Source organism: Vibrio sp. Vb0598 (assembly GCF_033338935.1).
Taxonomy (GTDB): domain Bacteria; phylum Pseudomonadota; class Gammaproteobacteria; order Enterobacterales; family Vibrionaceae; genus Vibrio; species Vibrio alginolyticus.
This window is the reverse complement of sequence record NZ_JAWOTP010000012.1, coordinates 114,961-141,619: the sequence shown is the minus strand read 5'-3', so window position 1 is coordinate 141,619 and position 26,659 is coordinate 114,961. Positions and strand designations below refer to the sequence as shown.

The window sequence follows — 26,659 nt, the reverse complement described above, 5'->3', positions numbered from 1 at the left end:
GGCGCTGGACTAAACAAAGGCCCCCTTTTAGGGGGCTCACACAAAGCCACCTTCTTTAGAAGGTGGTAATTTACTTGGCAAGCTTAAGTAGTAGACGATAGTAGCAATGAATTAGCCACATCTTGGTGCTTTCGCGTTATACGCAGGCAGCTTATTTATGGTTGCTTGTAAATCTTTAATGCGCGTACTGTGCGATGGGTGGGTTGAGAAGAATTCAGGTGGTTGAGAACCACCTGATGCAGCACTCATATTTTTCCATAAATCGACACTTTGACGTGGGTCGAAACCTGCTTTTGCCATGAATTCCAGCCCGACAATATCAGCCTCGGATTCCTGAGTACGACCGTATGGCAAGATAACACCGTATTGAACACCGACACCAAGTGCCGCCATCGTCATTTGTTGATACTGTTTGTACTCGGAAGCGCCAATGGCAACGTTTGCTAGAGACAACCCGGCATTTGCTAACTGACTTTGTGAGAGACGTTCATTACTGTGGTCAGCGAGGACGTGAGCGACTTCGTGACCAATGACTGTTGCCAACTGATCTTGGTTTTTCGCGACATCTAAAAGCCCGGTATACACGCCGATCTTCCCACCTGGTAGAGCAAACGCATTGACTTGTTCACTATCAAAAACAACGACTTCCCAGTCTTTAAATCCAGATTGAGCGGGAATGGTGTCAGTGATGTGTTTGGCAACGCATTGAACGTAGGCATTCGTTTTGCGATCTTTGCTGATTGGGATATCTTTCTTCATTTGTTCGAAAGATTTAGCGCCAAGCGATGACATTTCCTGATCTGAAAACATCAGGATCTGGTTGCGACCCGTCGGTGATGCGCTACACGCTGTTAAACCCGCGATAGTTAAAAGAGCAGAGGCTTTCATCCATACCTTCATAACAGGCTCCATTTAATTTTTTGTTTTGAAGCAATAGTATATACCCAAATAGTAACATGATGCATGGATCAAGTTATTCATCTGATTAATAAAGAAGGTGAGATGTTACGTCTTGAAGTTATGCCCAAGTAGCGTCTATGCTAGCTTCCTAGCACATCGTTACAACCTAACAAACCAGTTTGTGAAACTAAGAGTAAAACAATGAGTATATGGAAAAAGCCCGTAAGCATAGAGATTCTGAATGCCACGTCAAAAAATACCCTGATCGAGCACCTACAAATTAAATATACAGATTTCACTGACGACTCCCTTACAGCAACCATGCCCGTATGCAGCTTTACTCATCAACCTTTAGGAATGCTTCACGGTGGTGCATCAGTCGTGCTCGCAGAAACATTAGGCTCATTGGCTGCAAACTTCTCTGTCGATGAGGGCAGCTACTGCGTCGGTTTAGATATTAACGCGAACCATGTGCGAGCCGTGCGAAGTGGTCATGTGATTGGTACGGCAAAACCGCTTCATCTGGGTATTTCAACGCAAGTGTGGCAAATCGATATCACTGATGAGCGAGGCCGTTTAGTGTGTACCAGTCGCTTGACCATCGCTGTGAAACAACACAAAACAAAGTCGGTATAAACTAAGATGGTGATTGAGTTTTCATTAGGAAAAATCATTGCAACCCAGCGTGAAATAGTGATTAAGCTCTCCGGCAGTGCAATGGTAACCTTGCAAGCGCAAACCGATGCAATTCAGTTGCTGGGTAGAGGAGCGAACGTTGTTTTATCTCATGGAGCAGAGTGCAAATGGTCTATCAAGCTGGACAACGAGGTACAACTGGCTGAACTTTCGCGAGAAATTGGTATCGATATTCAATAATTTATAGTGTGATGTTTGCACTTTTTGGAAAAAATGAGGAAACTTAGCTTATCGACAACAAGATAAGAATTTCCTCTTTATGAGTAGCCCTCGTTTACGTGTTCAGTTCGAAACACTGTTTGAAAAATTTTCCGGTCACGATACGGACGTTCAGCTCGAAGACATCACCGAAGCGTTGTTTTGTACACGTCGTAATGCTCGTATTGTTCTAAATAAACTTGAAGAAGAGGGCTGGATTGAGTGGCATCCGGCAGCGGGTCGAGGAAAACTTTCGAAACTCGTTTTTAAACGTAATCGAAGCGACGTCAGCGAAAACCTCGCCAGGCGTTATCTCGATGAAGGGAAAATCGGTCAGGCTCTAGATGCGCTTGATAACGATGCGGCACGATTGACGCAGGTTATCCAAGGTTATTTAGGGCTTCAGCATCGACAGGGCGAGCAGGTCGTGCGTTTGCCTTATTATCGACCATTGTCGATGTTAAACCCGCAGAAACCGATGCGGCGTTCTGAACAGCACATCGCCAGACAAATTTTTAGCGGACTCACTCGCCTTGATGAAAATGAACAACTTCAACCAGATTTAGCCCACACGTGGGAAGCAATTTCTGATACACATTGGCGTTTTTATCTTCGTCGTGGAGTACGCTTTCATAATGGTGAACCGTTAACAACCAGTTGTGTTCTTGAGAGTGTGCTTGCGTTAAATGGCTTGAACTTGTTTTCTCACATAAAGCGGGTGTCTTCACCACAAGAGTGGACCGTTGATATTGAGCTCGTCCGTCCTGATCGCTACCTTCCTCTGGCTCTGAGTGAGTCGCAAGCAAAAATTTTGCTACCGAGTGCTTTGCGTTCTGAAAGCTTCGATAGACAACCGATAGGGACAGGGCCGTTCCAAGTTAAAATGAATGATGATAAGCGTCTTATTTTGACTGCTTTTGATGGCTACTTTGGTTTTCGCCCTTTACTTGACCAGGTGGAGGTGTGGGTAATCGATGAAGCCTATTCTTCAATGGTTTATCCAAGCCTGTCAAAGCCGAAGATGGATAAACAAGGTTCATCCGATGAAGTAGAGCTGGACCCTGGATGTACATTCCTATTACTAAACAAAAACACCGGGATTGCAAAAGATCCACGTTGGGCAGAGTTCCTCTCGCAAACCCTCAACAGTCACCAGATTTACGCGCATGTTCCACAAGATAAAGTGATGGAACTGGGAGTATTGCAAGCCTTTGGCCTTAAGCCCGGTTGGATTGATCTCAGGCCAGCGGAAGCGGGCAGCGTACCACAGGCTAATAAGGTAATTTCCGTAGCGTATCAGAAAAAGCATCCGATGTTTCCAGTAGTTGCCAAGGCCATCAAGACACTCTTAAAACCGCACGGTATAGAGGTTGAGTTTATTCGTTATGATTCTCAACCGCCCGCACCGGAGGAAGTGGATATCTGGGTGAAAGCTATGGGCATTGCAACGAACCGAAATGACGCGTTGGCGGGCTGGCTCCTGGATTACAGTGATATTGAGAAGTTCAGTTCAGGTTACGATTTTAGTGAATGGGCTAAACTTGTCGATCAATGGCGTGCCGGCATGCACACAGACTTTCCTGCGCGTGAGCTAGGACGACAATTAGTAAAAAGCTGTCAGGTGATTCCTATGTTTCACTGCTGGCTAGGCGTGAATAAAGACCACAGCGGTGCGTTACAAAATGCAAAGTGTAATGCCTTAGGTTGGTTTGATTTTAATAATGTATGGGTCAAACCGGATATAGAAAGTAACCATGGCGAAACCGAATAAAAAACAACCGACGAAAACCGTCGATATCTTTTGCTCTAAATGTAAAACTCAACTATTTAAGTACCGTAAAGGCGGGAAAGGAGCACTGGTTAAATGCTTCAAAGAGCGCATTGTTGACGATTTCACACAAACCCCATGTATTTGCCCCGCTTGCGGACAAGAGTTTGCAAGAGATACCCTAGTAAGAGGAACCCCCGCTTACAAAATGATTGGCGGCAAAGTGACGATGAAATAATAAAGGGCTAGAAAATGAGTATGAAACATGACTATTGCATGGTTTTAAGTACAACCAGTAATGAAAAAAATCGAGATCAGATCATTAAAGGTTTGCTAGATGCCCAATTAGCCGCGTGTATTCAAACAATGCCTATTGAAAGCCACTACGTTTGGAAAGGGGAGGTTTGTACTGACAACGAATGGTTGCTAGTCATCAAAACTCGTCGAGAACTTTATGAATTGGTGGAAGAGAAAATAGAAAACCTGCACGAATACGAGGTCGCTCAAATCGTACAGGTTCCAATTGTTGATGGGTTTAACCCTTATTTAGAATGGTTGAGAGAATCGACGTTGAGCCGACATTAAGAATAACGACAACACTGCACCAACGGTATCGCACAACATATCTTTCTGGGCGTCCCATATGTCACCTTGCGAGCCCAGAAAGGCAATTCCCTCATCGCCACCAGCCAACTCCGCATACCACCATTCGATAATCTCATAGCCAGCAGCAAGTGACATGATAGCAAACAAAGCAAACCAGCAAGAGAACGCTTTGTTGAACCGTTTTTTGTTTATCAAGTATTCAGCGATCGGATATGCGTAAAGGCCAATTGAAAAGTGCGCAACGCGATCAAAATTATTTCGCTCTGAACCAATCATGTCGTTAAACCAGTCAAACGGCACTTCGGAGAACGTATATTTCGCACCGATAGTGTGCAAACAGAGCCAGATGAACATTAAAAAGTAAGCCGTATTACTGAACTGATAGCGAATCGAAATCGCCCAAATAGCAACAAGAATACCAATCGCCGGGATAATCTCCGCAAACCAAACTGCACGTGAGTTAGGTTCCAACGCAGAAAATAAAAACACGATGGCATAAAAAATCGTTAATCCTAAGAGTGTCGAGGTGCTTTTCATAGAGTTATTTGATCCTTCAATTTATCTTACAGTGGGACTCCATAGATTGTGTTAATGATTACACTTAATTGAACGGTGTGCAATTGATATTTTAATGGGTTTTTTGATCACTGAAAATGTTGATTTATTGGCAAACTGCTCAACATTAAAACGTTTGCGCGTGCACTTTTCATTAAAGTTTGATTTACAACATGCCCATCCATAGAATCCATGATTCAGTCTAATAAAAAAGAAGTAAAGCCATGAAACTGGAAACTGTCGATTATCTTGCTGACGATGCTGCTCAACAGTTCGTTACCTCTTTACGCGAAACGGGGTTCGGTGTGTTGAAAAACCACCCGATTCCACAAGAGCTTGTAGAGTCAATTTACAAAAACTGGCATGAGTTTTTCTGTTCAGAACAAAAGAATGATTTTCACTTTAACGTAGACACCCAAGATGGCTACTTCCCACCTTCTGTGTCTGAAGTGGCAAAAGGGCACAAAGTGAAAGACATCAAAGAGTACTTTCATGTTTACCCTTGGGGTCAGATCCCAGAGCAGCTTAAAGCTGAAATCTTAGAGTACTACGAGCGTGCCAATGCATTTGCTCAAGAGCTATTAGGCTGGGTTGAAGCGTACGCACCTAAGGACGTTCAAGAGAAGTTCTCTATCGCGTTGTCAGAAATGATCAATAACAGTGACAAAACATTACTACGCGTGCTTCACTACCCACCGATGACAGGCGAAGAAGAGCCAGGCGCTATTCGTGCTGCTGCGCATGAAGACATTAACCTGTTAACGGTTTTGCCTGCTGCTAATGAACCTGGACTGCAAGTAAAGAGTAAAGAGGGTGATTGGATCGATGTACCATGTGACTTCGGGAACTTAATCATCAACATTGGTGATATGCTTCAAGAAGCGTCAGGTGGTTATTTCCCTTCAACGACTCACCGTGTAATCAACCCTACGGGTGGCCGTCAAGAAAAGTCACGTATCTCATTACCGTTGTTCCTGCATCCAAAGCCGGAAGTGGTGTTATCTGAGCGCTATACTGCACATAGCTACCTTATGGAACGTTTACGTGAGCTAGGGGTTATTTAACCTTTACGTGATCTCCTTACAAAGGCCGATGGTGAATGACTATCGGCCTTTTTGCATTTATGCTACAAAGTGGAAACTATGTTTTTTGTGCCGTGAATGGGGCCCTAAACTCGTGTCAGAGAGGATGAATGGAAGGACAACGTACTGTCAGTAGTATTGAGCCTCATGCAATAGAAAATCCGCTGCTTTGGCCAATGCTAGAAATTCTGAGAAAACAGCCCTCTAATTGGAAAGTGCACACCTTGGCAAGCTGGTTGGGTGAACAAGGTTATATTTCAAAGCTGGACGACTCTCCCGATAAGGATTTATTCAAAAGAAATTTCCTGATCATGAATGCATTATATCAACTGCAAGACACTCTGTATCCGGATAGCTGGCTTCAAGTCGAAGCCATGGATATTCAGCTCATGTCTTCGATGGAAGCTTTGAGGCATAAGATCGATATTCATGATCCTTTGCGTGATTATTACTTAGATTGGCGCAATTACGAAGCGGACGAAGATGAAGTGCGTCGATTGTTGAATGAATTTTGGACAACTTATCAAAAGTTCATAGGTGGTTCGTCAGTAGCCAGCGTAGATAAGACAAAGGCACTGTCACTATTTGAACTTAACACTGACGCTACGCCTGCGGAAATTAGAAAACAATGGCGAAAACTCGCGCTTCGTTGGCATCCTGATCGAGAAAATGGCGATGCAGAAAGATTTAGAGTTCTTTGTGAAGCGTGGAATGTACTGAGAAACGAATGATTCGCTAAGAATAAAGATAAAGGAAGGCAGCTAACTATAGCTGCCTTTTGATTGAACTGTCTCTGTCAGCGTATCAAAACTAGCATGATGACTTAAACTGAGATTTTCGCATGCGGTTGAGGGCAGCCATAACGTCTAGTGTGCGTGGTTTGGCTAAGTCGCCTTGCTTAGGAAGAACGGCATGCCACTCACCAGACAGCATTTCTTCAATCTCCTTCGCCGGATGATTACACCAACCTGGAAGTTGAGCAATTTGGAACCATAACCAGCCAATTGTGTTGACTTCATCGGCTGACTCTATCTGTTCCAAAGCGCTGAGATCAGTAAACTCTTTACCAAATCGAAGTGACTCTTTGCCTTTCGCATTCACACGGAACTTGCCGTCAGTGAGAATATTCATCAACGCAACGCGGTTCAGTGCTCGAGGTGGGAAGGTCTGTAAACGTTCTTCTGACTCGTTATGGCGTTGAGTAGGGTGCTGAGCGATAACTTCTTTCGCTTTTTCAGTTACATCAACGGCTTGGTAGTCGTGCATTTGAATGACGGTATCGGCAACGTCTAAGTAGTCGCCCGACCCACCCATAACGATAATGGTAGAGATATCAAGATCATCTCGTACTTGACCAATGCGGTCGACGAGAGGAGTAATTGGCTCATCACCTTTTGCCACCAATGCCTGCATACGCTCATCTCTAATCATGAAGTTGGTAGCAGAAGTATCTTCATCAATCAATAATGTGCTTGCACCCGCTTCAATAGACTCTTGAAGCCAAGCGGCTTGCGACGTTGAGCCTGATGCGTCTTGAGTAGAAAAGTCCGCCGTATCTTTACCCATCGGTAAATGGTTGATGTAGTTCGAGAGGTTCAAGTGGTGTACGCATCGGCCATCTTCGGCACGAATCTTCATAGCCTTGTTATCGGCAACAATGTATTCGCGACCATCTCCTGGAATATGATCGTAAATTGAACGCTCTATTGCATTTAATAAGGTAGATTTACCGTGGAAGCCGCCACCTACGATCAGTGTGATACCTTTTGGAATTCCTAATCCTGTGACATGGCCCTTGTTTGGCGCATGTAAAGTGACTTGTAGAGATTCAGGGGCTTTAAACTCAACGGCTTCTTTCATAGGAAGGTCGCAATTACCTGCAATTCGAGGAAGAATACTGCCGTTTGCGACAAACGCGACTAAGTTATTGGCCTCCAACTGTTCTCGCAGGGCATCTTGGTCTTCAACAACTTGGCAGTGCTTAATTAAAGCGGCTTTGTCGAGTTCACGCTCTAAAGTTGCTCGACGGATAAACTTAGGCAGGTGGAAAGTCAGTATGTTGTTGGCTTTTTTCCCCAATACTGAACGACCTTCGGCTGGTAAGTTAACTCGAAAACGCAGTTCAATACCTTCTTCAGTAAACAACACCGCGGTGCTATCCAGTACTGTTTGGCCTGTCAGTGAAATTGATACTGAGTTTTCTTGTTTAGCAAACTGCTCAAAACTACGCGCAATAAAATCACGTGCAGCTCTTTGAAATGCAGGAGACTCGTCTCTTAGCCACTCAAGACCAGTCAAAGACCATGAGCGAGTCGCACGAAAACGTGACGCCGATGCATAAGGGTCACCCTGTACATGATCGATAAACAAAGTGAAATCAGTGAAGTCGTATTGACCTTTGATTTGCTGATAAGCTCGGTAGTTCTGCTTTTCAATTTTCTTAAGCGTGGCAGTCAACTGATCCATGAAGATATTAGCCTTTTAATAGAAGCGGGCGGCGATTATAGAAACCACCGCCCTCATAGTAAAGAGAATGCTTAGGAAGAGTAGGCGTATTGCCCGCCAGAAAGGCGCTGATTAAACAAACTTTGCTCAAATTCATTACAAGGCATAGGTTTACCATAAAGAAAACCTTGTCCGATATCACAGCCCTCACCAATGAGAAACTGTTCTTGTTGGGGAGATTCAATGCCTTCGATCACGACTTGGAGTTCCAGTTTTTTCGCAATGTGTATGATAGAACAAATTATCGCGCGGTCATCGTCCGACTTTTCCATTTGCTGGACGAAGCTTTTATCAATTTTGATGGCATCAAATGGATATTTCTTTAAATAGCTGAACGAGGCATATCCTGTACCAAAATCGTCAAGTGACAGTGTCACGCCTAGTTTGTGCAGTTTATTTAATGTAGTGCGTGCTACGACCTCATCGGCAATTAAAGCGCTCTCGGTCACCTCGAGCTCGAGAAAGTGCGCTGGCAAGTGAAAAGACTCGAGTAAGTGTTGCACTTGTTCCGCAAAATTTACGTTTTGTAATTGAATGGGAGAAACGTTGACGGCCATTTTGAAGTTATCAATTAACTCAGACCATTGTTTTGCTTTGTCTATCGCGGTTCGAAGAACAAAAGAGCCAACTTCAAAGATAAGCCCGTTTTGTTCAGCCATATGTATTAAGGCTTCGTTGGATACGTCGCCTAGTATTGGATGCCTCCAGCGTAGTAATGCTTCTGCGCCAATCCATTTGTGGGTTTGAGGGTGTACTTTGGGCTGAAAGTAGAGCATTAGGTCGTCGTTTCTTACCGCTTGCAATAAGTAGCTTTCCAGTTGATTGTGGTTGTTGAGTTCATTTGAATGGCTTTCACAGAAATAACTATACGCTTCGCCAGATTCTTTACACAAAAGCATGGCATAACATGCGTTCTGGAGTAGTTGTTTAGCATTGCTGGTTCGGTGAGCTTGTACAACACCAATGTAAGAGTTTAGGTGAACCTCTGTGTCTTTTACATAAAAACTTCCCATACCAATATCGGTAATATCATTCAGTAGCTGATGCAATTTTATATCGATGTCTGTGCCCCAAACGAGCAATACGAGATCATTGGAGCTAGGCCTCCCCGTAACAAAATGTCTGGACTCCCGCTTACCAAGACGATACCGAAACTCTTTCAATATTTCGTCGAAAGCTTCAAAGCCATAACGGGTTTGGATACTGCGTGCATTGCTAAAACCAATGTTTATTACGATTAATGATTGCTGACTGTGATCTAACGTTCTGAGTGTGTCACTGACTATATTTTCGAGTGCTGCTCGGTTTAGGAATCCAGTTCCTTGATCGTGTGTTTTTTGGTAGCTCACCTGCTTTTCAGCGGCTCTGCGACGATCAATCTCTTGCGTTAGGGAATAACTTAACTGCGCCAAATCTGTAGTGCGATTCTCAACTCTATTTTTGAGTTCGTTGTTAAGACGCTGAAGTTTGTGTTGCTGATGCACGATGGAAAGCTGCGCTTCGATTGAATCTTTAAAAGTCCCAAGCAATTGCCGGTAAGTGTCGCAGTATTCATTCTCCTTAGAATCAAGCATGCAAATAGTTCCAAACGTCTCTCCATTTGGCCAGAATAGCGGTAAGCCGCAATAAGAGATCATACCTAGTTTGATATCAGGGTTATTTTGCCACTCTTCATCTTCAAGCGCGTTTGGGACAATAAGTTCACTTTTGTGTTTTATGACATGCTCACAATACAAACCGTTGCCAAGCAACTCAGTATCGCCAGTACGATAAGGATTACCTATAGTTTCGCTGGATGTATTTACTTCTATGCGATCTGGATGGATACGCATAATTAATGTGGTGGGTACGTGCGTTATTTGAGCCAGTAAGTTGACGATTTCCTGCCAACTTCTTCGCATAGACTCAGGGATTTCGTAGTCTAATGTTTGCAATCTCCCCATATAGGTCATCCTTTACGTGGTTTCACTTCCTGTGAATTAAAAATGCAGACTGCTCTATTTTGTTCTCGCTTTTTAATTAAGTATAGGGTGGCTAGGGCTCGAAACAAAAAAAAGTCCTGAAAAGTGTTCAGGACTAGGAATAGTTGTCACATATCTCATCCTTGAAACAGATAACAAGCATCAAGGCTTAAGCGACATTAACGATTCAATAGAAATGTCTTGCGAATAGTCGACATCCTCAAAGTTAAAGCCATTGAGCTTCATAAACTCATCTTTAAAACCTTGGTAATCACCAATCTCTTTAAAGTTATCAGCATTCATTTGTTCTAAAAGAGCGTGGACTTCTTGTTGAACTTGCGGTTCAAGTTCCAAGTCATCTATTCGAATCAAGCGTTCACCGTCAACTGGCACTTTCTCTTGATCGTATAACTTCGTAGTAAACAGCCGCTGCATTTGTTCAATACAGCGTTCGTGAGTACCTTTTTCCTTCATCACTCGATAAAGCGCTAACAGGTAAGGGCTTAGAGCAGGGATGAATACACTGGCTTTCGTCACCAACGCCTTACACACGGTTGCGTAAGCACCGCCGTCAAAGTTGGCGAGTTTGAGGTTTAATGAATGACTGGTTTGGTGTAAATCGATTTTCGCTCGACCTAACGTACCATCGAGATAAATTGGGTGCGTAATGTCAGGGCCCATGTAAGAAAAGGCGATGGTTTTGCAGCCGTTTGCGATAGAGTCGTTATTGATGAGTGTGTCAATCCAGCTTTCCCAGTCTTCGCCGCCCATTACTTTAATGGTGGCATTGGCTTCCTCTTCTGTTGCAGGCGTTAAGGTGGTTTCTATCCACTTATCGTTCTCCAGCATGATAGAAGCGCCAGTGACAGGTTCACCAATAGGTTTAATGACACTGCGCCAAAACTCATCAGATTCAGGTTTAGGTCGAACACCGGTTGCCAAGCTATAGATGACTAAGTCAACTTCACCCTCAAAGTACGTTTCAATGGCTTCAATCACTTGATTGCGCACCGAACCAGAGAATGCATCGCCAACAATATTTATTGCGGTACGCCCGGCTTGATTTGCTTCTTGCTTAAAAAAGACGTTGTTATACCAACCCGCACTCCCAACCCCTTTCTCTGAAGGGCCACGCTCAAATGAGACGCCAATGGTATCGGCGTTAGCGCCACCGAACGTTAGGGCTATTCGTGCCGCTAGGCCGAAACCAGAGGAGGCACCAATAATCAAAACCCGTTTTGGGCCTTTTTTGATCTGTGGGGCGTGCTTTACGTATTCAATTTGCTCTTTAATAGATGCATGACACCCTTTGGGGTGCGCAGAGCGAGCAACAACACCTTGAATTAACGGTTCTATTCGCATGTTGTTATCTATCCTCGATGAGTGGAATTGAAAATAGATTAACGTAAAGTTACGTAAAACTTATTGAGCTAGACCATTAAAATTAGAGATGTTTAATTAATTCTTGAGCAACGAAATCAGCGATCCAAGGTTGTGCATCTGGTTTTGGGTGAAGGCCATCATCCATCATCCATTCTGGTTTGGTGACAACATGCTCTAAGAAGAATGGCATCAAGGCAACTTGTTGATGCTGTGCAAGCTTAGGGTAGATATCGTAAAACATATCGCTATAGCGCTTACCATAATTAGGCGGAACCCGAATTTGCATCATGACAACGTCCGCACCAGAATCTTTTATCATGGTAATCATTTTTGAAAGATTTGACGTAATAAGTTTAGGAGGGAAACCTCTTAGGCCATCGTTGGCACCTAACTCAATAAGTACCATGTCAGGGCTATGCTGAGTTAGCAACTGAGGTAACCGTGCTAAGCCATTGCCAGTGGTATCGCCAGAAATGCTAGCATTAATAACTGTTACATCTTGACCATGTTCTGACAACGCATCAGGGAGTAAGCTAGGCCAACTCTCTTCGATCGGCATCTGATAGCCTGCACTCAAGCTATCACCCAAGACAAGTAGCTTTTCGCTCGCATGTGCAGTAGCGGAAAAACAAAAAAATAGAACTAAGGAAAGTATACGAATCATGCAAACACCTGTACTTAATGCACCTATTGTTCAAGCCAATTTGGTTTCTAAACAAGTCTCTACTAATCAAGAACAATTAACAATCCTCAAAGACGTAAATGTTGACATCCGAAAAGGAGAAAAAATCGCCATCGTCGGAACTTCCGGTGCAGGTAAGTCAACATTGATGACGTTGCTAGCTGGTCTTGATACGCCGACATCAGGCGAAATTACTTTATTAGGTCATGAATTATCAAAACTGGACGATGAAGCTCGTGCGAAAATCCGGGCTGACTCTTTAGGTTTCGTTTTCCAAAGTTTCCTGTTAATCCCGAGTTTGAGTGCATTACGTAATGTCACGCTTCCTTGTCTTTTACGTGGTGAAGCCGAAGATGAAGCAAGAGCAGCGGAATTATTAGCTGCTGTTGGATTGGAAAAACGTGTCGACCATTTACCAAGCCAGTTATCTGGTGGTGAACAACAGCGAGTTGCGCTAGCGCGTGCATTTATGACACAGCCTGAGCTGTTGTTCGCAGACGAGCCTACCGGCAATCTTGACCATCAAACCGCAGACAAAGTGATTGAGCTGCTATTCGATCTTAATGAACAGCACGGGACAACTCTGATTTTAGTAACACACGATGGTCATCTAGCAAGCCGATGTGACCGTATCTATCGTATGGAGGCGGGTGAGCTTAAGGAGGAGATATAATGTCTGCAGTATCATCAAGTGAAGCAACATCCACAGAGCAAAACAGTACAACACAGCACTCGTCGAATAAAAGTTTGATACGCTGGAGTTTCGGCGAAATAAGGCAGGGGAATCTTTGGCCTATTAGCGTTGCTCTTATTCTCGTGATTGCGAGTATCTTTGCGCTTTCTGCATTAGCAGAACGAATGGAGCAGGTGATCGTCAAGCAGGGGAAGGACGCATTAACGGCAGATGCGGTGTTTGTGTCTGCTAATCCCATTCCGGACACGTTGTTAGCCTCGACTGAAAGTCTTGACCGTTCGACGATGACACGCTTTGCCACTATGGCATTTAGCGATAATGGTATGCAGCTTATTTCTGTAAGGGCGGTGGATGATAATTACCCTTTAATGGGAGAGCTCGTTCTTGAAAATAATCCAGCCGGTCGCGTTAAAGAGAACCAACTCTGGCTTGATGAACGGATTATGACTCAACTAAGCGTAAAGTCAGGTGACAGTGTCACGATAGGCGATGCCGAGTTTACTGTATCAGGCGCAGTATTGATGGAACCTGGCTTGAGCTTTAATCCATTTCAGCAAATGCCTTCTGCATACATTCATCAAAGTGACGTAGATAAAACAGGAGCAATTCAAGTTGGGAGCCGAGTTCAATACCGTCTGTTTTTACAAGCCGATGATAAAACACTAAAGAGCTTACAAGATGATACGCGGCTTTCTCCGAGCGATCGCTGGCGCACGCAAGATACTGCCAGTCGTAGTAATGAGGTTTTTGAACGTACGACGCAGTATCTGTCTTTGACCGTAGCAATTGTCATCATTATGGCGGCGACAACATTGGTTCTTACTTGTCAAAATTACGTGAACAGCCGGACACAAACTATTGCGATGTTGAAAAGTCTTGGTGCGAGCCGCCGATGGATTGAAAAGTGGTTATTTATTCAAGTCACAATCCTTCTCATTAGTGCCAGTGTCGTCGGCCTACTGCTAGGGAGCGGGCTGGAGTATTTATTACGCATTCCACTCAAAGACTTATTACCCGATCCACTCCCTAGTTACGGCGTCACACCATTTTTGGTGGCATTTATCTCAGCAGTCTTGATTACGGTGCCCGCTCTCGGTATACCATTGTTAGGCTTGATTAAAACTCCCGCTTTAGAAGTGCTACAGCAGGGCAAAGCGCAACGTTCTTGGAAGCGAATGTTACTTGTTCTAGTTCCCGTTGTTCCATTGCTTTTACTGTATGCAGACAACACCTTAGTTTGGATCGTGCTCACTGGTATAGCGGTACTGTTTGTGGTACTCGCAGCAGTTAGCGTCATACTCACAAAACTGTTTGCACGTGTTTCAACCCATCCTGCAATGAAGCTTGCGTTGAGTCGTATCAACCGGACGCCAGTAACCAGCGGTCTACAGTTTGGTGCTTTGGCATTATCTTTGATGTTGCTGTCTATCATTTGGCTTGTGCGCAGCGATATTCTCGCGGATTGGGAGAGAACCTTACCTGCAGACGCGCCAAATGTGTTCGCTTTGAACATTGGTGATTATGAGCTCGATAACTACCTAGAAACCCTAGATAAAAATGGAGTTACGCGGTCACAAGCTTATCCAATAATTCGTGGACGACTAACAGAGATTAACGGTCAAAACGTCAAAGAGATTGATTACGAAGGAGAAGGTTCTGACGCGATACGTCGAGAGCTAAACCTGACATGGGGAGATACCCTACCAGAATATAATGATGTGCTTTCGGGTGAATGGACAAACAAAGGGAGTGTATCTGTAGAAGCGGATGTAGCAAATGACTTAGGCATAAAACTCGGTGATACGCTGCGCTTTGTAATAAACAGCCAGAATTACGATGCAGTAGTAGATACCATCCGTTATGTCGAATGGCGTGACATGAAGCCTAACTTTTATTTTATTTTCTCATCTGACGTGATGGCTAATTTACCTGGTTCTTACCTCATCAGTTATAGGATTGAAGAAGGAAATGAAGCGTTGTTGACGTCAATGTCACGTGCTCACCCAACGGTCTCTGTTTTAGATATCCGAACTATGGGCGAGAAAATTCAGGCTTTGATTCAGCAAATCGTATCAGCAATCACCATCCTTGCTCTTTTGGGCGTTATTGCTGGTCTGCTGCTCATCTTTACTTTACTGAGGTTAAGCTTGTCCCAACGTCAACAAGAGATTCGTTTGTATCGCACATTAGGTTCAAGTAAGAAACGGATCAACACAACCCTGTGGGCCGAGTACGGAATTATGGCGTTGATTGCTAGTGGTGTTGCGGTATTCGCTGCGGAAGTTTGTGTGGCCGCAGTCATGACATATGGATTCGATCTCAATGCACAAATTCACCCCGAATTGTGGATAGCTTTACCGCTTGCAACATTTGTTACGTTGGCACTTGTAGTGATGAGTTTGTTGAAAAGATTGTTAACGCCAGTAAACACTTAATCGCAGCGAGTGTTATCAAGTTTGGAACACTCCATGACACTTTTATTTTAGTTATCCACAAAAACAGTGGATAACTTTTGGGATAACTAAATGGGGTAAAAAGTGGGGTGTTTCTGCAGGCTTTGCGCCATGGGTCTTACAGTGAAATTCTTATTCACATAGACACAAAAAAGTGTCTTCTTAACCATGTAGTCAAGTACTTTTTCGCAAATTTTTTCTACTTTAATGCACTTTACAGGCGCTGTTGGATATTTCGCAAACCCATGAACTTTTTGTGATTTTAATCAAGTCCAAACACGAGTAGAATCCACCGTTAGTAAAGAATTTTCCTTATAAAATTTTTAGTGAAGCAATGAAGTCTGAGTTTCCAAGTTATAAAGATAAGCATATCGCTGTTGTTGGTGGCGGTGTAGCAGGTGCAACAGCAGCAATTCATTTTGCGGAGCTGGGTTTTAAAGTTTCCGTAATAGAGAAGGGCGTATCACTAGTAAATGGTCCACCCATTTGTCATTTGCATGCTGGTGGTAATTTATATCGAGAGATTTCCGAGCAACAATGCTTAGACTTGTTAGCACAATCTATTGATACTGTTCGCCTGTATCCGCTCTCACTGAATATTCGTCCGACAATCATCGCGGTTCCTCATTCCGATGGTGGAGACCCATCCACACTAATTCCGCGATTAGAGGTTGTGAAAAGTGCTTATCAGACGCTCGTTGATAAAGATCAGAGTAATAAAGTGCTCGGCGAACCAAGCGAATACTACAAACTGTATTCAAAAGCGGAGCTAGAAGCTCTCGCGCAACGTACTCAACCAAGTCATCCTACAAACTTCGATGAGTGGTGTATTCCTTTTGCTCAACATGCTGATCTTGAAGCGCTAAAGTATCCTGTTGTCGCAGTTCAAGAATATGGTTGGAGTGTTTTTCGCCTCGCTGCAATTGCCAACTTAACACTAGATACGCTTCCTAATGCTTCGGTCTTCACACAAGCAACGTTCAAGCAAGCCGATTGGATGGGGGAACACTGGCAACTTGGCTATGAACGTGAAGGTATCGATTACCTTATGACATGCGACTACTTGGTTAACGCGTGTGGCTTTGAAACAGGCTCAATTGACAACACAGTTGGTGCCAAGCGAGACAGGTTGGTGGAGTTTAAAGCCGCTTACGTTACGAGGTGGGCAGACTGTCAACAACAATGGCCAGAAGTTATTTTTCATGGCCCGCGTGGAACCGATAAAGGAATGGCTCAATTGACGCCTTATGGCGATGGTTACTTTCAACTTCATGGTATGACAAAAGGAATCACGCTGTTTGAAGATGGTTTAGTGGAGAGCACGAACTCATCTGCTCAACCTGAACTGCCTATGCCTTTACTCTCGAAGATCCGTAACGGCTGGAGAGAAGAAGTGTTAGAAGAGCGAACGAACAACGCCATCAAACACATGGCACAGTTCATTCCCGACTATCACTCTGCTGTAAAAGGAGGAAAAGCATTATTTGGCGCTCAGCAAATTCCCGGCACAGATCCAGTACTCAGAGCGGCAGATGTGACTTTTGAAGATAACCACTACGCGAGAATAGAGGTGGTAAAAGCGTCATCGACACTACTCGCAGCGCAAAAAATGCTTCAATTCTGGTTTGACATCGATCCTAACCAAAATGTGGAAACACAGCATCCGGTCGCTGTAAAGTGGTCTGAACAAGAGGTCGAGCAGTACGCGATTAAACTCACTCAAGAGCGAGGCTATCCACAAGCTTTAGCAGTGCGTTATGGTATGCCTGCATAATCGGCTGTGTTTGGGCTCAGTGGTTGTATTAATACCCAAAAAACTGAGCCCATTGGCACCATACTTCTTGCAAGCCTAGTCTATCTCCTTTCACAAAATTGACTTTTTGTCCGGGTTTCGCCTGTGCCAGTCTAGGTAAGTCAATACGAGCTACGCAGCCAAATTTAGGATACCCGCCAATAGTCTGGTGATCGTTGAGCAGCACAATAGGGTTACCATCGCTAGGTACTTGAATTGAACCTAATGCAATTCCCTCTGATAGGACGCCTTCGTAAGGTGGACGAATGTTATTGCCCTCAAGACGGTAGCCCATGCGATTCGAATTGGGGGAGATGATGAATGCTTTGTTATAAAATGCTTGGCGAGCCTCTTCATCAAAGTCCTCGTTCTGATAGCCTTCAATCACTCTCAACTTAATAGGTAAGTTGTAATCTGGCTTAAAACGAAACGTCATTTGCCTTGGTTTACGTTTCGGTAAGTTATGAGGGACAAAGGGAAGAATATCGCCAGCTTTCAAAGCGCCACCATTTGAATCATAACCACCTAGAGATTCTCGCGAGACGGTCGATGCGCTTCCTAAGTGCTGAGCAACATTGAATCCACCTTTAACCGCTAGGTAGGAGCGAAGTCCATTCCTTGCGACTCCGAACTGAAGCTTCTGTCCTTTTTTCAACGTAAAGTCAGACCAATTTGAAATAGGTTCACCATCTATTTTTGCATTTAAATCACCGCCACATATAGCAAGGTGGCAGTTATGCAAGGCAATAAAACAAGCGTTACCCAAAGTAATTTCAATCGCAACGCAATTGACTACGTTACCAAGCAAATGGTTGGCCCAGCTGTAAGCATAGTCGTCGACCGGCCCACCTTGAGTCACACCGACATGCGCTAAGCCAAAACGACCAAAGTCTTGAACTAAAGAGAGCGGTCCTGGCTTTTCCACCAGTAATCCACCGTAACTCATAGTACGCCTCCTAAATCGATAAACTCTTGTTTTGAAATAGCATTAAAGATGACCTTGTCACCCACTTCAAACGGTATAAAAGGAGGAGAGTCGGAGAAGAGCGCAAGCGGGCTTTTACCAATAATGTTCCATCCGCCAGGACTATCTGATGGATAGACGGCCGTTTTAGAGTCTGCGATTCCTACACTTCCGGCCGGCACTTGAGTTCTTGGTGTGGCAAGCCTTGCCATGTGCAATTGAGTATCAACGTCAGAGAGAAATGCAAAGCCTGGAGCAAAGCCAATTGCAGAAACCGCGTACTCGGTTTTCGTATGCAGGGTAATAAGATCGTCTAATGACAGACCTCGCTTTTGAAAACGAGATAGATCTAACGCGGTTTCTTCAGAGTAATATACAGGGATAGTAATGTGATTCGGCTGGGAAAGCTTAAGTGATTGAGTATCAAACTGGCTCACGATTTGTTGCAGCTCATTGACTAAGTTTTTTTCGTTGATTCGAAAAGGTAAGTAATCAATGAGAATAGTTTGATAGGAGGGGACAACGTTCATAACAATTGAAGCGAAAGTTTCTCTTATGCTGCGAGCAAGCTCTCCGACTGCATTTTCAGAAATACTCTCATCAAACTTAATGAAAATACTGCACTCGGAGATCAAAGAGATATTAAATTTCTCTTTATGCATTAATTTCCTCCAGCGTATAGGCTCTGGCGGATCTTTTGGATCAGCGCGATCGACTCTTCATTGTCACCATGAACACAAATTGTGTCGGCTTCCAATAATATGTAACCGCCTGAAGCGGTTTTGACACGCCCAGAGTCAGCTAAGGTCCGGACTTGCTCAAGTATCGCGTGCTCGCTTTTTAACACGGCATTGGGCTGTGTTCTAGGAGTCAGTAAGCCGTCATCTTGGTACAAACGATCTGCAAATGCTTCAAATAGCAAGGGAACATCATAATCGTCTGCGATTTCTAAGTATTTTTCGTTTTCCTGTGAAGCTAGGATCATTAACGGTACTTTGAACAGTGCTGCCGCCTTTACTACCGCTCTAAATATCGCATCACTTTTCATCATGTCGTTGTATAGAGCGCCATGAGGCTTTATGTAACTGATGTCTGTGTATTGCGCCCGGCATAATGCTTGTAAAGCACCAACCTGATATATAACCATGTTCGTAATTTCATCACCCGTCATGCTTATGCTTCGTCTGCCAAAGCCTTGTAGGTCGGCGTAACCTGGGTGTGCGCCAATATCAACATCGTTGTCATTCGCTAGGGTGATGGTGTCGTGCATGACATTAGGGTCGGAGGCATGAAAACCACACGCGATGTTCGCCATATCAACATGGGGCATCACGTCTTCATCTGCGCCCATATTCCAAGAGCCAAAGCTCTCGCCCATATCACAGTTCAATGTAAGTTGCTGTTTATTCAATGCCATACGTTTTATTTCTACACAAGCAATGGGTTTACGATGCAGGAAAATGCATCTAGGTTCAGTGACTCACTTCATTCTTCTATCATGAAAACGAAGCTTTTTGAGCAGATAGCTGACGAAAAAGATCACGTTAGTCCATAAAGATGTTGCCGTTATTTGAGTTGATCCGAATTTTAAGGTATTTCGTTTCTTTTCCATCCAATTTTTGAGAATTTAAGGTTATTTTGCATTAGCATCGTGTTAATCTTGTCGCCCTTCATGGGTGATAGATTGCATAATGGTTCTTCTGTCATTTTTGTGGTTGTCTGCGACAGGAATATATATGTCATTACGAGCGAAGCTTATTTGGCCTCTTCTGGTCTTTTTAACGGCTATCTTTGTTATCTCAAAAGGTTACACCTCGTATACTGTATACCAATCGTCTAAGCATGAACTGGTCGAGCAGACAAGAAAGTTGATTAACAACGTTTCTTTCTCAATTAAAGATGCGCTGACGACAAAGGACAAGCAAAAAGCTCAAACTATTCTCGCCAACTTTTTAAACCAGCCAAATGTAACGCGGGTCAAACTTTATGACCAAGATGACCAACCATTCGCTGTTATGGAGATAAGTGGGGCACTAGCACCCGTTCCCAGTCAAACCGAAAGAAGTAGGTTGCACGCTCTAGGCTATGCCTTATCAACCAAATTTCTTTATGTTCTAGAGCCGATTATCCATGATGGCTATGTCATTGGTAGCATTAGAGTCACGCTTTCTCATCGTCCAATCGTAGAAGCCATGCAATCTTTACTTCAAGATGGCGCTTTACTTCTTCTGTTTCTGATCGCTGGTGGCACAGTTTTTTACATAAGTATCGAGAGGCTTGTTCTCAAGCCCGTGATGGAACTCAACCGCGTAATAGAGAATGTGACACACGGACGAAACACGGAACATCAAGCACGCTATTACGCCAACGATGAAATTGGAGAGCTCGCGAGATCTTTCAATCAAATGATGAACAGGTTAACAGTACGTGAGAAGCAGCGGCAACATTCACTAGACACACTAGAACAAAAGCGCGCATTTTCAGAAGAGGTTATCGAATCTGTTCAGCATGCATTAGTTATTACAGACAATTCCGGACGTGTTATTCATTGTAATACGGCGACCCAGCAAATATTTCAAAAAAAATTAGATGAACTTAAATATGCCAATATTCGTGATCTAATTAAAACCAAAACACCGAATGAGCTGAGTCAGATCCTGAGTCGAGGCCTAGAGTGCGATGATATTCACCTCAAAAATGCAGATAACGAACAGCAGTTGAGCCTAACCAGTCGTCGCCTCTCGACACATGAATACTTACTGTTTTCGATTCAAGATATCACCGAAATTGAAGAAGCCATAAACCGGCAACGTGTTGCGGGACGTGTTTTTGAAAGCAGCCAAGATGGTCTCATTGTTCTTAATCATCGCGGTGTCATTACGATGGCAAACCCTGCCGTCACTAAGTTAGTCGGCTTAGAGGTGGATCAGCTTATTGGGAAGTCATTCATCCAAACGCTAAAGTGGCGCAAGTTACAGGAAATGATGCCTAGTATCATCGAGTCGATAGAAAATTATGGCGTTTGGCAAGGTGAAGTTATCGAGAAGAACCATATTGGTCAGTTTGTACCGATGTTTGCTCGAGTCAATCGTATCGTTAAGTGTGAAGACTATGGTTTCTATGATCTGGTTATTGTTCTTACCGACCTTTCCGGCGCAAAAGAGATGGAACGATTGGAGCATTTAGCTCATCACGATGCTTTAACGGGGTTAGCCAATCGATCTAAGTTCCATTTAGAGTTGGAACAACTAGTACAACGCTCTGGATACTTGCGTGACGAATTTGCAGTTTTGTACCTCGATCTGGATGGATTTAAAGAAGTTAACGATACCTACGGTCATGATGCAGGTGATGAAGTTTTGAAAAAAGTTTCCGAGCGTCTAACATCTGCGACGAGACATAGTGATTTAATCGCAAGACTTTCTGGTGATGAATTTGTCATGTTGGTAAATCCCGCCAATCAAAAAGTGGTCACCCGAATAGCAGAACAGTTGCTCGAGAGCATATGTGCTCCAATTGAGTACAAAGGTCACTTACTCAAAGTTGGCGTTAGTATCGGCGTAAAATTAGTCGGCGTAAATGAGCGCGATGCTACTCGAGTTTTAAAAAGTGCGGATACGGCAATGTATCAAGCAAAGAAAGCCGGGAAAGGCCAAGCAATATTAATGGGATGCGAATTACAAGAGACAGTTTAAATCGTAACGTCAAAGCTTTAAACTAACACGATTCGCGTCAGAAGGAATAATAAAATGAAAGTACTCGTTACGGGTGGTATGGGCTATATCGGTAGTCATACGTGTATTCAAATGATCGAAGCTGGCATGACGCCAGTGATTCTAGACAACCTGTACAACAGTAAATCTACGGTATTAGATCGAATTGAAAAGGTATGTGGTGTAAAGCCAACCTTCATTCAAGCCGATATCAGAGATAAATTGGCGATGGTAGAAGCACTAAAGTCGCACAATATTGAAGCTGTTATCCATTTTGCAGGTTTAAAGGCCGTCGGTGAGTCTGTAGCAAAACCTTTAGAGTATTACGACAACAACGTTAATGGCACTTTAGTATTGGTTGATGCAATGCGTGAAGCCGGAGTTAAATCGTTGGTATTTAGTTCATCAGCGACTGTATATGGTGATCCTGCATCTGTACCCATCACAGAGGACTTTCCAACTAGCGCAACTAACCCATATGGGCGCAGCAAATTAATGGTAGAAGAGTGTTTAACCGACTTCCAAAATGCGAACCCTGACTGGAGCATTACACTTCTTCGTTACTTTAACCCGGTAGGTTCACATCCAACAGGCGAGCTAGGTGAAGATCCTCAAGGTATTCCCAACAACTTAATGCCGTTTGTTTCTCAAGTTGCGGTAGGGCGCAGAGAGTTCCTTTCTGTGTTTGGTAGTGATTATCCGACCAAAGATGGCACAGGCGTACGTGATTATATTCATGTAATGGACTTATCCGATGGTCACGTTGCTGCATTAGAAAAAGTAGGTAGCAAAGCTGGCCTTCATATCTATAACCTCGGTACTGGTAACGGCTACAGTGTACTGGACATGGTGAAAGCATTTGAAGCCGCAAGTGGTAAAAATGTCCCATACCAACTTGTTGAGCGTCGTCCAGGTGATATTGCAGAGTGTTGGGCGGATCCATCAAAAGCGATGAATGAGTTAGGTTGGAAAGCAACTCGCACTCTAGAAGAAATGACTGGCGATACATGGCGCTGGCAGTCTACTAACCCTCAAGGTTATCCAGACGCCTAATCTTTAATTTACATAATAGTAACAAAAAGGCGCGTGATTGCGTCTTTTTTGATCCAAATCGGAAAAAATCGTAAATTACTGGTTAAAAGGTAGCAAGTATATATAGAGCTGTTAAACTATGCCCGACTCTTAATTTGGGTTATAAATTTTCTCATAGCTATTGGGGTAGTTCATGGAACTCGGTCTGATCATCACTTTCATCATTGCAGCAGCAGTAATGGTGAAAAAAGAGATGGCAAAACAGTAAACTTTCATTTTTCATACTTTTCTTTACATTTTTGAAATGAAAGCCATAAAAAAAGCCAGCATTACGCTGGCTTTTGTGTTTTTAAGGTTTAGAACTCGTATTTAACACTAATGTTGTAATTACGCTCAGCTTGCGTTTTGTCTCGACTTAACTCAGTCTTACCGCGAACATCGTTCCAAAGATGGTATTCTTCATTCGTTAGATTCATAACACCAGCACGAATGGTTATATCTTTCATTGGTTTGTAGTACGCCGTTAAGTCAACGACTGTCGCAGACGGCAAAGCAACTTGGTCTTTGATTCCGCCTTTATCACCATCTGAGTTGATATCACTGTTCGATTTCTTAGCCGTGTAGTTTACTTTTAGGCTTGTCCCCCAAAGTGCATTTGGTGAATCGTAATTTACAGCAGCCACGGCATTCCATGGGTTTACACTGTTCAAAGGATTACCATCACCATCTTCACCTTCTGTGTATGCTGCAACAAAGCGAGTTGTTACGCCTGATGGAAGACCGGCAATAGCATGCCAATCAAGACGGTTAGAGAGCTCAACCCCTTTAATGTTTGCTTCACTAATATTGATATTTGTGAATTCAGTTAAACCACCATTGTTTGATGACGTTTGCTCAATAAAGTCACTGTAATCACTGTAGTAGAACGCTACTTCAGTTGCCGACGCTGCAGTGTTATGACGGTAACCAAGCTCATAAGACAAACTCTTTTCAGATCCCAAATTTGGGTTAGGGCGGTTGGTATAGCCATGAGCCGGATTATCGTAGGTGTAGTAAAGCTCGTCGAACGATGGCGCTCGGAACCCTTGGCTCACTTGCGCGAAGATCGTGCCAGGTTGCGATACAGAGTAAGTTGCTCCTAAACGACCAGTTAATGCAGAGTCGCTAAACTTCTCGAATGACTCTTCAGAAGTATTTGAAGGATTAGTAGAGAAGTAATCGTAACGCACACCTGGAGTCAGAATTAGCTTGTCATTAAGAAGCGAAATTTCATCTTGCAAGAATAAACCAAAGCTTTCTTCTTTTGCATCCGGTGTGTAAACGTAAACAGTATCTGGCGTGCCAGGATCGGAATTAAACTCGCGATTGGTATTACTGATGTCACTATGTTTGTACGATATTCCGTAAACAATATAGTGATTTTGAATCTCTTTATCTAACTGAGTTTCGAATTCAAATTTGTCTTCAGTATATTCGTAATCTTTTTTCTGTTGGTTGTCACCACTAGGCGGTACGTAAGGTGGGTAACCAGGGCTGGCTTCGATAAAGCGATTAGAGACGCCGTTTTCTTCTTTACCAATCCATGTAAGCTTGGACGTGATCGTATCCGAGATAGCTGCATCTGCAAACCAAATGTGCTTGAGCCCAATGCGATTTTGCTTGGTTGTGTCTTCAGCGTTGAAGTTTTTGTAACTTTTATGTGCGATCTCTGAGTCAGTCTCGTTGTAAATAACTTCTCCCAAGAACTCCAAGCGATGAGCGTCATTCAATTGAGATTGAAGTTTTACCAATAGATCGTTTTTGTAATAATCTTGGTTGTCCACAGAATAGTTATCGTAAGGCGCCTTAGAGAAATTTTGTAGCTCTGCACCATCACGGCGTGTAAAGGCTATAAGTGCTTCTGTATTACCGAAACGCTTTGCTAAAGCTACATGCTCACTAAAAGAGTTATCTTCCGATGAATAAGAGAGTTTAGCTTGACCACCAAAGTCTTTACCATCTTTGAGGAAATCCTTCGGATCTTTTGTTTCGAATGCGACAACACCGCCAATTGCATCACTACCATGTAGGCTAGAAGCTGCTCCTTTAACAATTTCGACACTCTTTAGCATATCGGGGTCGACAGTAACGGCACTAGAATTGATAAACGAATATGGTCCACCGCTGAATACACCTGGTTGAGATGCACCGTCTACTAAGATTTTAACTCGTTTACCTTCCATCCCGCGAATGTTAATACTTTGGACGCCTTGGCGTTGAGTGCCATTAACAGTAACACCTGGCGTATACTCGAATAGATCATTCAAGTCCTTTACCATGTTTTCTTCGATGTCTTTCTCTGATACAACAGCAACAGAAGCAGCAACAGTGTTTATGGTTTGGTTGGTACGGGTGGCCGACACAACGACTTCTTCAAACTTAGAAGCTTCTTCCGCATAAGCAGTATGGGAAAGGGCAACTAAAATGGAGGCTGACAAAATTGATTTTTTATACATTGGCTTCAATACCTTAGATCCATAATAGGTAACAACACGCGGATATTAATGGATCTAAATGGTAATTACTATCATTACCATTGTCATTTATTGATTTGTATTGAATCTTCTTCTTAGGCTATGAGCATTCCTAGTCTTTAGTTATCAATATGTTATATTATTTGTCGTTAGTTCTTGATAAGCTCATCCAAATACAACGAATGTGATGAATGTCACATTAAGAGAGGCCGTGTGCAGAGTCCAATTACGTTAGAAGCACTCCATATTCTAGATGCTATTGATCGAAGAGGGAGTTTTGCTGCTGCTGCGAATGAGTTAGACAGAGCCCCGTCATCGCTGAGCTATCAAATCCAGAAACTCGAGCAAGACTTAGACATTATTATCTTCGATCGCTCTGGTCACAAAGCCCATTTTACTGAAGCAGGTAAGCTTATTCTTGAAAGAGGAAGAGCCATTTTACAAGCCAGTGAAAAGTTAGTGAACGATGCAACGTTATTGGCGAATGGCTGGGAACTGGATATTACCATTGCCTTCGATGGCATTATTCCTATATCCAACTTTTTCCCGATGGTTGATGCGCTGGCCGAGGTCAGCTCAACTCGAGTCAGGCTGCAAGAGGAGATTCTGGCTGGTAGCTGGGAGTCGTTGAATACGGGGAGAGCTGATTTACTGATTTGCCCATCACTGGATACGCTTCCTCAAGAAGTTAAGTCAGAAAAAATTGGTAAAATGAGTATGTATTGGGTAGCTTCCGCTGATCACTATGTTCACAAGCGTAGTGGTAAGTTTGATGAAGCAGCGCGAGAAAAGTATCGGATTATTGCTATTGCAGATACCGCACGTGAGCAACCCGCGCTCTCAATTAATATCATTCAAAAACAGCCTCGCTTGACCGTCACCAACTTTACGGCAAAAGTAGAAGCGCTCACTGCAGGTTTAGGCATTGGTACATTACCAAGCCAAATTGCGCAACCTCTTATTGATAGTGGTGTATTGAAACGAATCGAAGGCACTGAAGAACAGCCGATGGATATTATTTTGGCATGGCGCCGGAACACTATGGGTGAAGCAAAATCCTGGTGTATTCAGTACCTAAAAAAGAATTGGAAACTAAAGTAACAACGTAACTTTTACTTCTTAAATTCCCATTGATTATCGAATGTAAGAAGTAAAAGTCATC

At 43.4% G+C, this 26,659-nt stretch carries 23 protein-coding genes; 13 read left to right on the top strand and 10 right to left on the bottom strand.

Annotation, left to right across the window (positions count from 1 at the left end):
• Positions 1–111 precede the first annotated feature (111 nt).
• Positions 112–900, bottom strand: a complete 789-nt coding sequence (locus R7Q38_RS14010) for a M48 family metallopeptidase (protein ID WP_017634168.1) — start codon at positions 898–900, stop codon at positions 112–114.
• Between the two features lie 201 nt (positions 901–1,101).
• On the opposite strand from R7Q38_RS14010, the gene R7Q38_RS14005 reads away from it, so the two are divergent.
• The 5 genes from R7Q38_RS14005 (at position 1,102) to cutA (ending at position 4,147) form a co-directional block, all read left to right on the top strand.
• Complete coding sequence (locus R7Q38_RS14005; RefSeq protein WP_213960958.1) at positions 1,102–1,536, top strand: hotdog fold thioesterase; 435 nt, start codon at positions 1,102–1,104, stop codon at positions 1,534–1,536.
• 6 nt (positions 1,537–1,542) lie between these two features.
• On the top strand, positions 1,543–1,776 hold the full coding sequence (locus R7Q38_RS14000; RefSeq protein WP_005386281.1) for a DUF3389 domain-containing protein: 234 nt from the start codon (positions 1,543–1,545) through the stop codon (positions 1,774–1,776).
• 79 nt (positions 1,777–1,855) lie between these two features.
• Positions 1,856–3,565 (top strand): SgrR family transcriptional regulator, encoded by a 1,710-nt coding sequence (locus R7Q38_RS13995; RefSeq protein WP_005386283.1) that lies wholly within the window; start codon positions 1,856–1,858, stop codon positions 3,563–3,565.
• Positions 3,549–3,800 (top strand): hypothetical protein, encoded by a 252-nt coding sequence (locus tag R7Q38_RS13990; protein WP_005376334.1) that lies wholly within the window; start codon positions 3,549–3,551, stop codon positions 3,798–3,800. The genes R7Q38_RS13995 and R7Q38_RS13990 overlap by 17 nt, the downstream gene beginning before the upstream one ends.
• A gap of 14 nt (positions 3,801–3,814) precedes the next feature.
• Positions 3,815–4,147 (top strand): divalent-cation tolerance protein CutA, encoded by a 333-nt coding sequence (cutA, locus tag R7Q38_RS13985; RefSeq protein ID WP_017634166.1) that lies wholly within the window; start codon positions 3,815–3,817, stop codon positions 4,145–4,147.
• Here cutA and R7Q38_RS13980 read toward each other — a convergent pair.
• Positions 4,109–4,705, bottom strand: a complete 597-nt coding sequence (locus tag R7Q38_RS13980) for a DUF2238 domain-containing protein (protein ID WP_005376330.1) — start codon at positions 4,703–4,705, stop codon at positions 4,109–4,111. The genes cutA and R7Q38_RS13980 overlap by 39 nt on opposite strands.
• Positions 4,706–4,947: 242 nt before the next feature.
• On the opposite strand from R7Q38_RS13980, the gene R7Q38_RS13975 reads away from it, so the two are divergent.
• Both R7Q38_RS13975 and R7Q38_RS13970 read left to right on the top strand, forming a co-directional pair.
• Positions 4,948–5,787: an isopenicillin N synthase family dioxygenase gene (locus R7Q38_RS13975; protein ID WP_005386285.1), complete on the top strand. Its 840-nt coding sequence runs from the start codon at positions 4,948–4,950 to the stop codon at positions 5,785–5,787.
• A gap of 128 nt (positions 5,788–5,915) precedes the next feature.
• Positions 5,916–6,536, top strand: a complete 621-nt coding sequence (locus R7Q38_RS13970; RefSeq protein ID WP_213907675.1) for a DNA-J related domain-containing protein — start codon at positions 5,916–5,918, stop codon at positions 6,534–6,536.
• Between the two features lie 79 nt (positions 6,537–6,615).
• On the opposite strand, the gene R7Q38_RS13965 is transcribed toward R7Q38_RS13970, so the two are convergent.
• From R7Q38_RS13965 to tesA, 4 genes are all read right to left on the bottom strand, one after another.
• Positions 6,616–8,271 (bottom strand): ABC-ATPase domain-containing protein, encoded by a 1,656-nt coding sequence (locus R7Q38_RS13965; protein WP_239938825.1) that lies wholly within the window; start codon positions 8,269–8,271, stop codon positions 6,616–6,618.
• A 71-nt stretch (positions 8,272–8,342) separates the two neighbouring features.
• Positions 8,343–10,253: an EAL domain-containing protein gene (locus tag R7Q38_RS13960; RefSeq protein ID WP_137282644.1), complete on the bottom strand. Its 1,911-nt coding sequence runs from the start codon at positions 10,251–10,253 to the stop codon at positions 8,343–8,345.
• A 180-nt stretch (positions 10,254–10,433) separates the two neighbouring features.
• Positions 10,434–11,633 (bottom strand): enoyl-ACP reductase FabV, encoded by a 1,200-nt coding sequence (gene fabV / locus R7Q38_RS13955; protein ID WP_137282643.1) that lies wholly within the window; start codon positions 11,631–11,633, stop codon positions 10,434–10,436.
• An 82-nt stretch (positions 11,634–11,715) separates the two neighbouring features.
• Positions 11,716–12,318 carry a multifunctional acyl-CoA thioesterase I/protease I/lysophospholipase L1 gene (gene tesA, locus R7Q38_RS13950; RefSeq protein ID WP_005376324.1) on the bottom strand — a complete coding sequence of 201 codons (603 nt, stop codon included), beginning with the start codon at positions 12,316–12,318 and terminating at the stop codon, positions 11,716–11,718.
• Between tesA and R7Q38_RS13945 the strand changes: the two genes are divergently transcribed.
• The 3 genes from R7Q38_RS13945 (at position 12,317) to R7Q38_RS13935 (ending at position 17,257) form a co-directional block, all read left to right on the top strand.
• Positions 12,317–13,009 (top strand): ABC transporter ATP-binding protein, encoded by a 693-nt coding sequence (locus R7Q38_RS13945; RefSeq protein WP_005376323.1) that lies wholly within the window; start codon positions 12,317–12,319, stop codon positions 13,007–13,009. The genes tesA and R7Q38_RS13945 overlap by 2 nt on opposite strands.
• Positions 13,009–15,465, top strand: a complete 2,457-nt coding sequence (locus tag R7Q38_RS13940; protein WP_239938823.1) for an ABC transporter permease — start codon at positions 13,009–13,011, stop codon at positions 15,463–15,465. Before R7Q38_RS13945 ends, R7Q38_RS13940 begins: the two co-directional genes overlap by 1 nt.
• A gap of 352 nt (positions 15,466–15,817) precedes the next feature.
• The gene (locus tag R7Q38_RS13935) at positions 15,818–17,257 is read left to right on the top strand and encodes an FAD-dependent oxidoreductase (protein WP_138940264.1); all 1,440 of its coding nucleotides are present in this window, start codon (positions 15,818–15,820) and stop codon (positions 17,255–17,257) included.
• Positions 17,258–17,285: 28 nt separating this feature from the next.
• Here R7Q38_RS13935 and R7Q38_RS13930 read toward each other — a convergent pair whose 3' ends face one another.
• Genes R7Q38_RS13930 through R7Q38_RS13920 form a run of 3 tightly spaced genes read right to left on the bottom strand, consistent with a single transcriptional unit; the run spans position 17,286 to position 19,656 of the window.
• Positions 17,286–18,221, bottom strand: coding sequence for a biotin-dependent carboxyltransferase family protein (locus R7Q38_RS13930; RefSeq protein ID WP_170893224.1), 936 nt, complete (start codon positions 18,219–18,221; stop codon positions 17,286–17,288).
• Positions 18,218–18,901 carry a 5-oxoprolinase subunit B family protein gene (locus tag R7Q38_RS13925; RefSeq protein ID WP_239938821.1) on the bottom strand — a complete coding sequence of 228 codons (684 nt, stop codon included), beginning with the start codon at positions 18,899–18,901 and terminating at the stop codon, positions 18,218–18,220. The genes R7Q38_RS13930 and R7Q38_RS13925 overlap by 4 nt, the downstream gene beginning before the upstream one ends.
• Positions 18,901–19,656, bottom strand: a complete 756-nt coding sequence (locus tag R7Q38_RS13920) for a 5-oxoprolinase subunit PxpA (RefSeq protein WP_005376312.1) — start codon at positions 19,654–19,656, stop codon at positions 18,901–18,903. The genes R7Q38_RS13925 and R7Q38_RS13920 overlap by 1 nt, the downstream gene beginning before the upstream one ends.
• Before the next feature lie 319 nt (positions 19,657–19,975).
• Between R7Q38_RS13920 and R7Q38_RS13915 the strand changes: the two genes are divergently transcribed.
• Both R7Q38_RS13915 and galE read left to right on the top strand, forming a co-directional pair.
• A complete protein-coding gene (locus tag R7Q38_RS13915; protein WP_239938819.1) occupies positions 19,976–21,934 on the top strand; it encodes a diguanylate cyclase domain-containing protein in 1,959 nt (652 codons plus the stop codon).
• A gap of 54 nt (positions 21,935–21,988) precedes the next feature.
• Positions 21,989–23,005, top strand: coding sequence for a UDP-glucose 4-epimerase GalE (gene galE / locus R7Q38_RS13910; RefSeq protein WP_239938817.1), 1,017 nt, complete (start codon positions 21,989–21,991; stop codon positions 23,003–23,005).
• A gap of 335 nt (positions 23,006–23,340) precedes the next feature.
• Here the strand turns inward: galE and R7Q38_RS13905 are convergent, their stop codons facing one another.
• The gene (locus tag R7Q38_RS13905) at positions 23,341–25,479 is read right to left on the bottom strand and encodes a TonB-dependent hemoglobin/transferrin/lactoferrin family receptor (protein ID WP_053303617.1); all 2,139 of its coding nucleotides are present in this window, start codon (positions 25,477–25,479) and stop codon (positions 23,341–23,343) included.
• 231 nt (positions 25,480–25,710) lie between these two features.
• Between R7Q38_RS13905 and R7Q38_RS13900 the strand changes: the two genes are divergently transcribed.
• On the top strand, positions 25,711–26,598 hold the full coding sequence (locus R7Q38_RS13900; protein ID WP_017634152.1) for a LysR family transcriptional regulator: 888 nt from the start codon (positions 25,711–25,713) through the stop codon (positions 26,596–26,598).
• Positions 26,599–26,659 lie beyond the last annotated feature (61 nt).

Excerpts from the sequence above, each read along its gene's own strand:
- R7Q38_RS13945 (WP_005376323.1), top strand. The coding sequence starts at position 12,317 with ATGCAAACACCTGTACTTAATGCACCTATTGTTCAAGCCAATTTGGTT.
- fabV (WP_137282643.1), bottom strand. The coding sequence starts at position 11,633 with ATGCGAATAGAACCGTTAATTCAAGGTGTTGTTGCTCGCTCTGCGCAC.
- R7Q38_RS13990 (WP_005376334.1), top strand. The coding sequence starts at position 3,549 with ATGGCGAAACCGAATAAAAAACAACCGACGAAAACCGTCGATATCTTT.
- R7Q38_RS13905 (WP_053303617.1), bottom strand. The coding sequence starts at position 25,479 with ATGTATAAAAAATCAATTTTGTCAGCCTCCATTTTAGTTGCCCTTTCC.
- galE (WP_239938817.1), top strand. The coding sequence starts at position 21,989 with ATGAAAGTACTCGTTACGGGTGGTATGGGCTATATCGGTAGTCATACG.
- R7Q38_RS13915 (WP_239938819.1), top strand. The coding sequence starts at position 19,976 with ATGTCATTACGAGCGAAGCTTATTTGGCCTCTTCTGGTCTTTTTAACG.
- R7Q38_RS14005 (WP_213960958.1), top strand. The coding sequence starts at position 1,102 with ATGAGTATATGGAAAAAGCCCGTAAGCATAGAGATTCTGAATGCCACG.
- R7Q38_RS13920 (WP_005376312.1), bottom strand. The coding sequence starts at position 19,656 with ATGGCATTGAATAAACAGCAACTTACATTGAACTGTGATATGGGCGAG.
- R7Q38_RS13925 (WP_239938821.1), bottom strand. The coding sequence starts at position 18,901 with ATGCATAAAGAGAAATTTAATATCTCTTTGATCTCCGAGTGCAGTATT.
- R7Q38_RS14010 (WP_017634168.1), bottom strand. The coding sequence starts at position 900 with ATGAAGGTATGGATGAAAGCCTCTGCTCTTTTAACTATCGCGGGTTTA.
- cutA (WP_017634166.1), top strand. The coding sequence starts at position 3,815 with ATGAGTATGAAACATGACTATTGCATGGTTTTAAGTACAACCAGTAAT.
- R7Q38_RS13995 (WP_005386283.1), top strand. The coding sequence starts at position 1,856 with ATGAGTAGCCCTCGTTTACGTGTTCAGTTCGAAACACTGTTTGAAAAA.
- R7Q38_RS14000 (WP_005386281.1), top strand. The coding sequence starts at position 1,543 with ATGGTGATTGAGTTTTCATTAGGAAAAATCATTGCAACCCAGCGTGAA.
- R7Q38_RS13980 (WP_005376330.1), bottom strand. The coding sequence starts at position 4,705 with ATGAAAAGCACCTCGACACTCTTAGGATTAACGATTTTTTATGCCATC.
- R7Q38_RS13965 (WP_239938825.1), bottom strand. The coding sequence starts at position 8,271 with ATGGATCAGTTGACTGCCACGCTTAAGAAAATTGAAAAGCAGAACTAC.
- R7Q38_RS13940 (WP_239938823.1), top strand. The coding sequence starts at position 13,009 with ATGTCTGCAGTATCATCAAGTGAAGCAACATCCACAGAGCAAAACAGT.
- R7Q38_RS13975 (WP_005386285.1), top strand. The coding sequence starts at position 4,948 with ATGAAACTGGAAACTGTCGATTATCTTGCTGACGATGCTGCTCAACAG.
- R7Q38_RS13960 (WP_137282644.1), bottom strand. The coding sequence starts at position 10,253 with ATGGGGAGATTGCAAACATTAGACTACGAAATCCCTGAGTCTATGCGA.
- R7Q38_RS13930 (WP_170893224.1), bottom strand. The coding sequence starts at position 18,221 with ATGAGTTACGGTGGATTACTGGTGGAAAAGCCAGGACCGCTCTCTTTA.
- R7Q38_RS13970 (WP_213907675.1), top strand. The coding sequence starts at position 5,916 with ATGGAAGGACAACGTACTGTCAGTAGTATTGAGCCTCATGCAATAGAA.
- tesA (WP_005376324.1), bottom strand. The coding sequence starts at position 12,318 with ATGATTCGTATACTTTCCTTAGTTCTATTTTTTTGTTTTTCCGCTACT.
- R7Q38_RS13935 (WP_138940264.1), top strand. The coding sequence starts at position 15,818 with ATGAAGTCTGAGTTTCCAAGTTATAAAGATAAGCATATCGCTGTTGTT.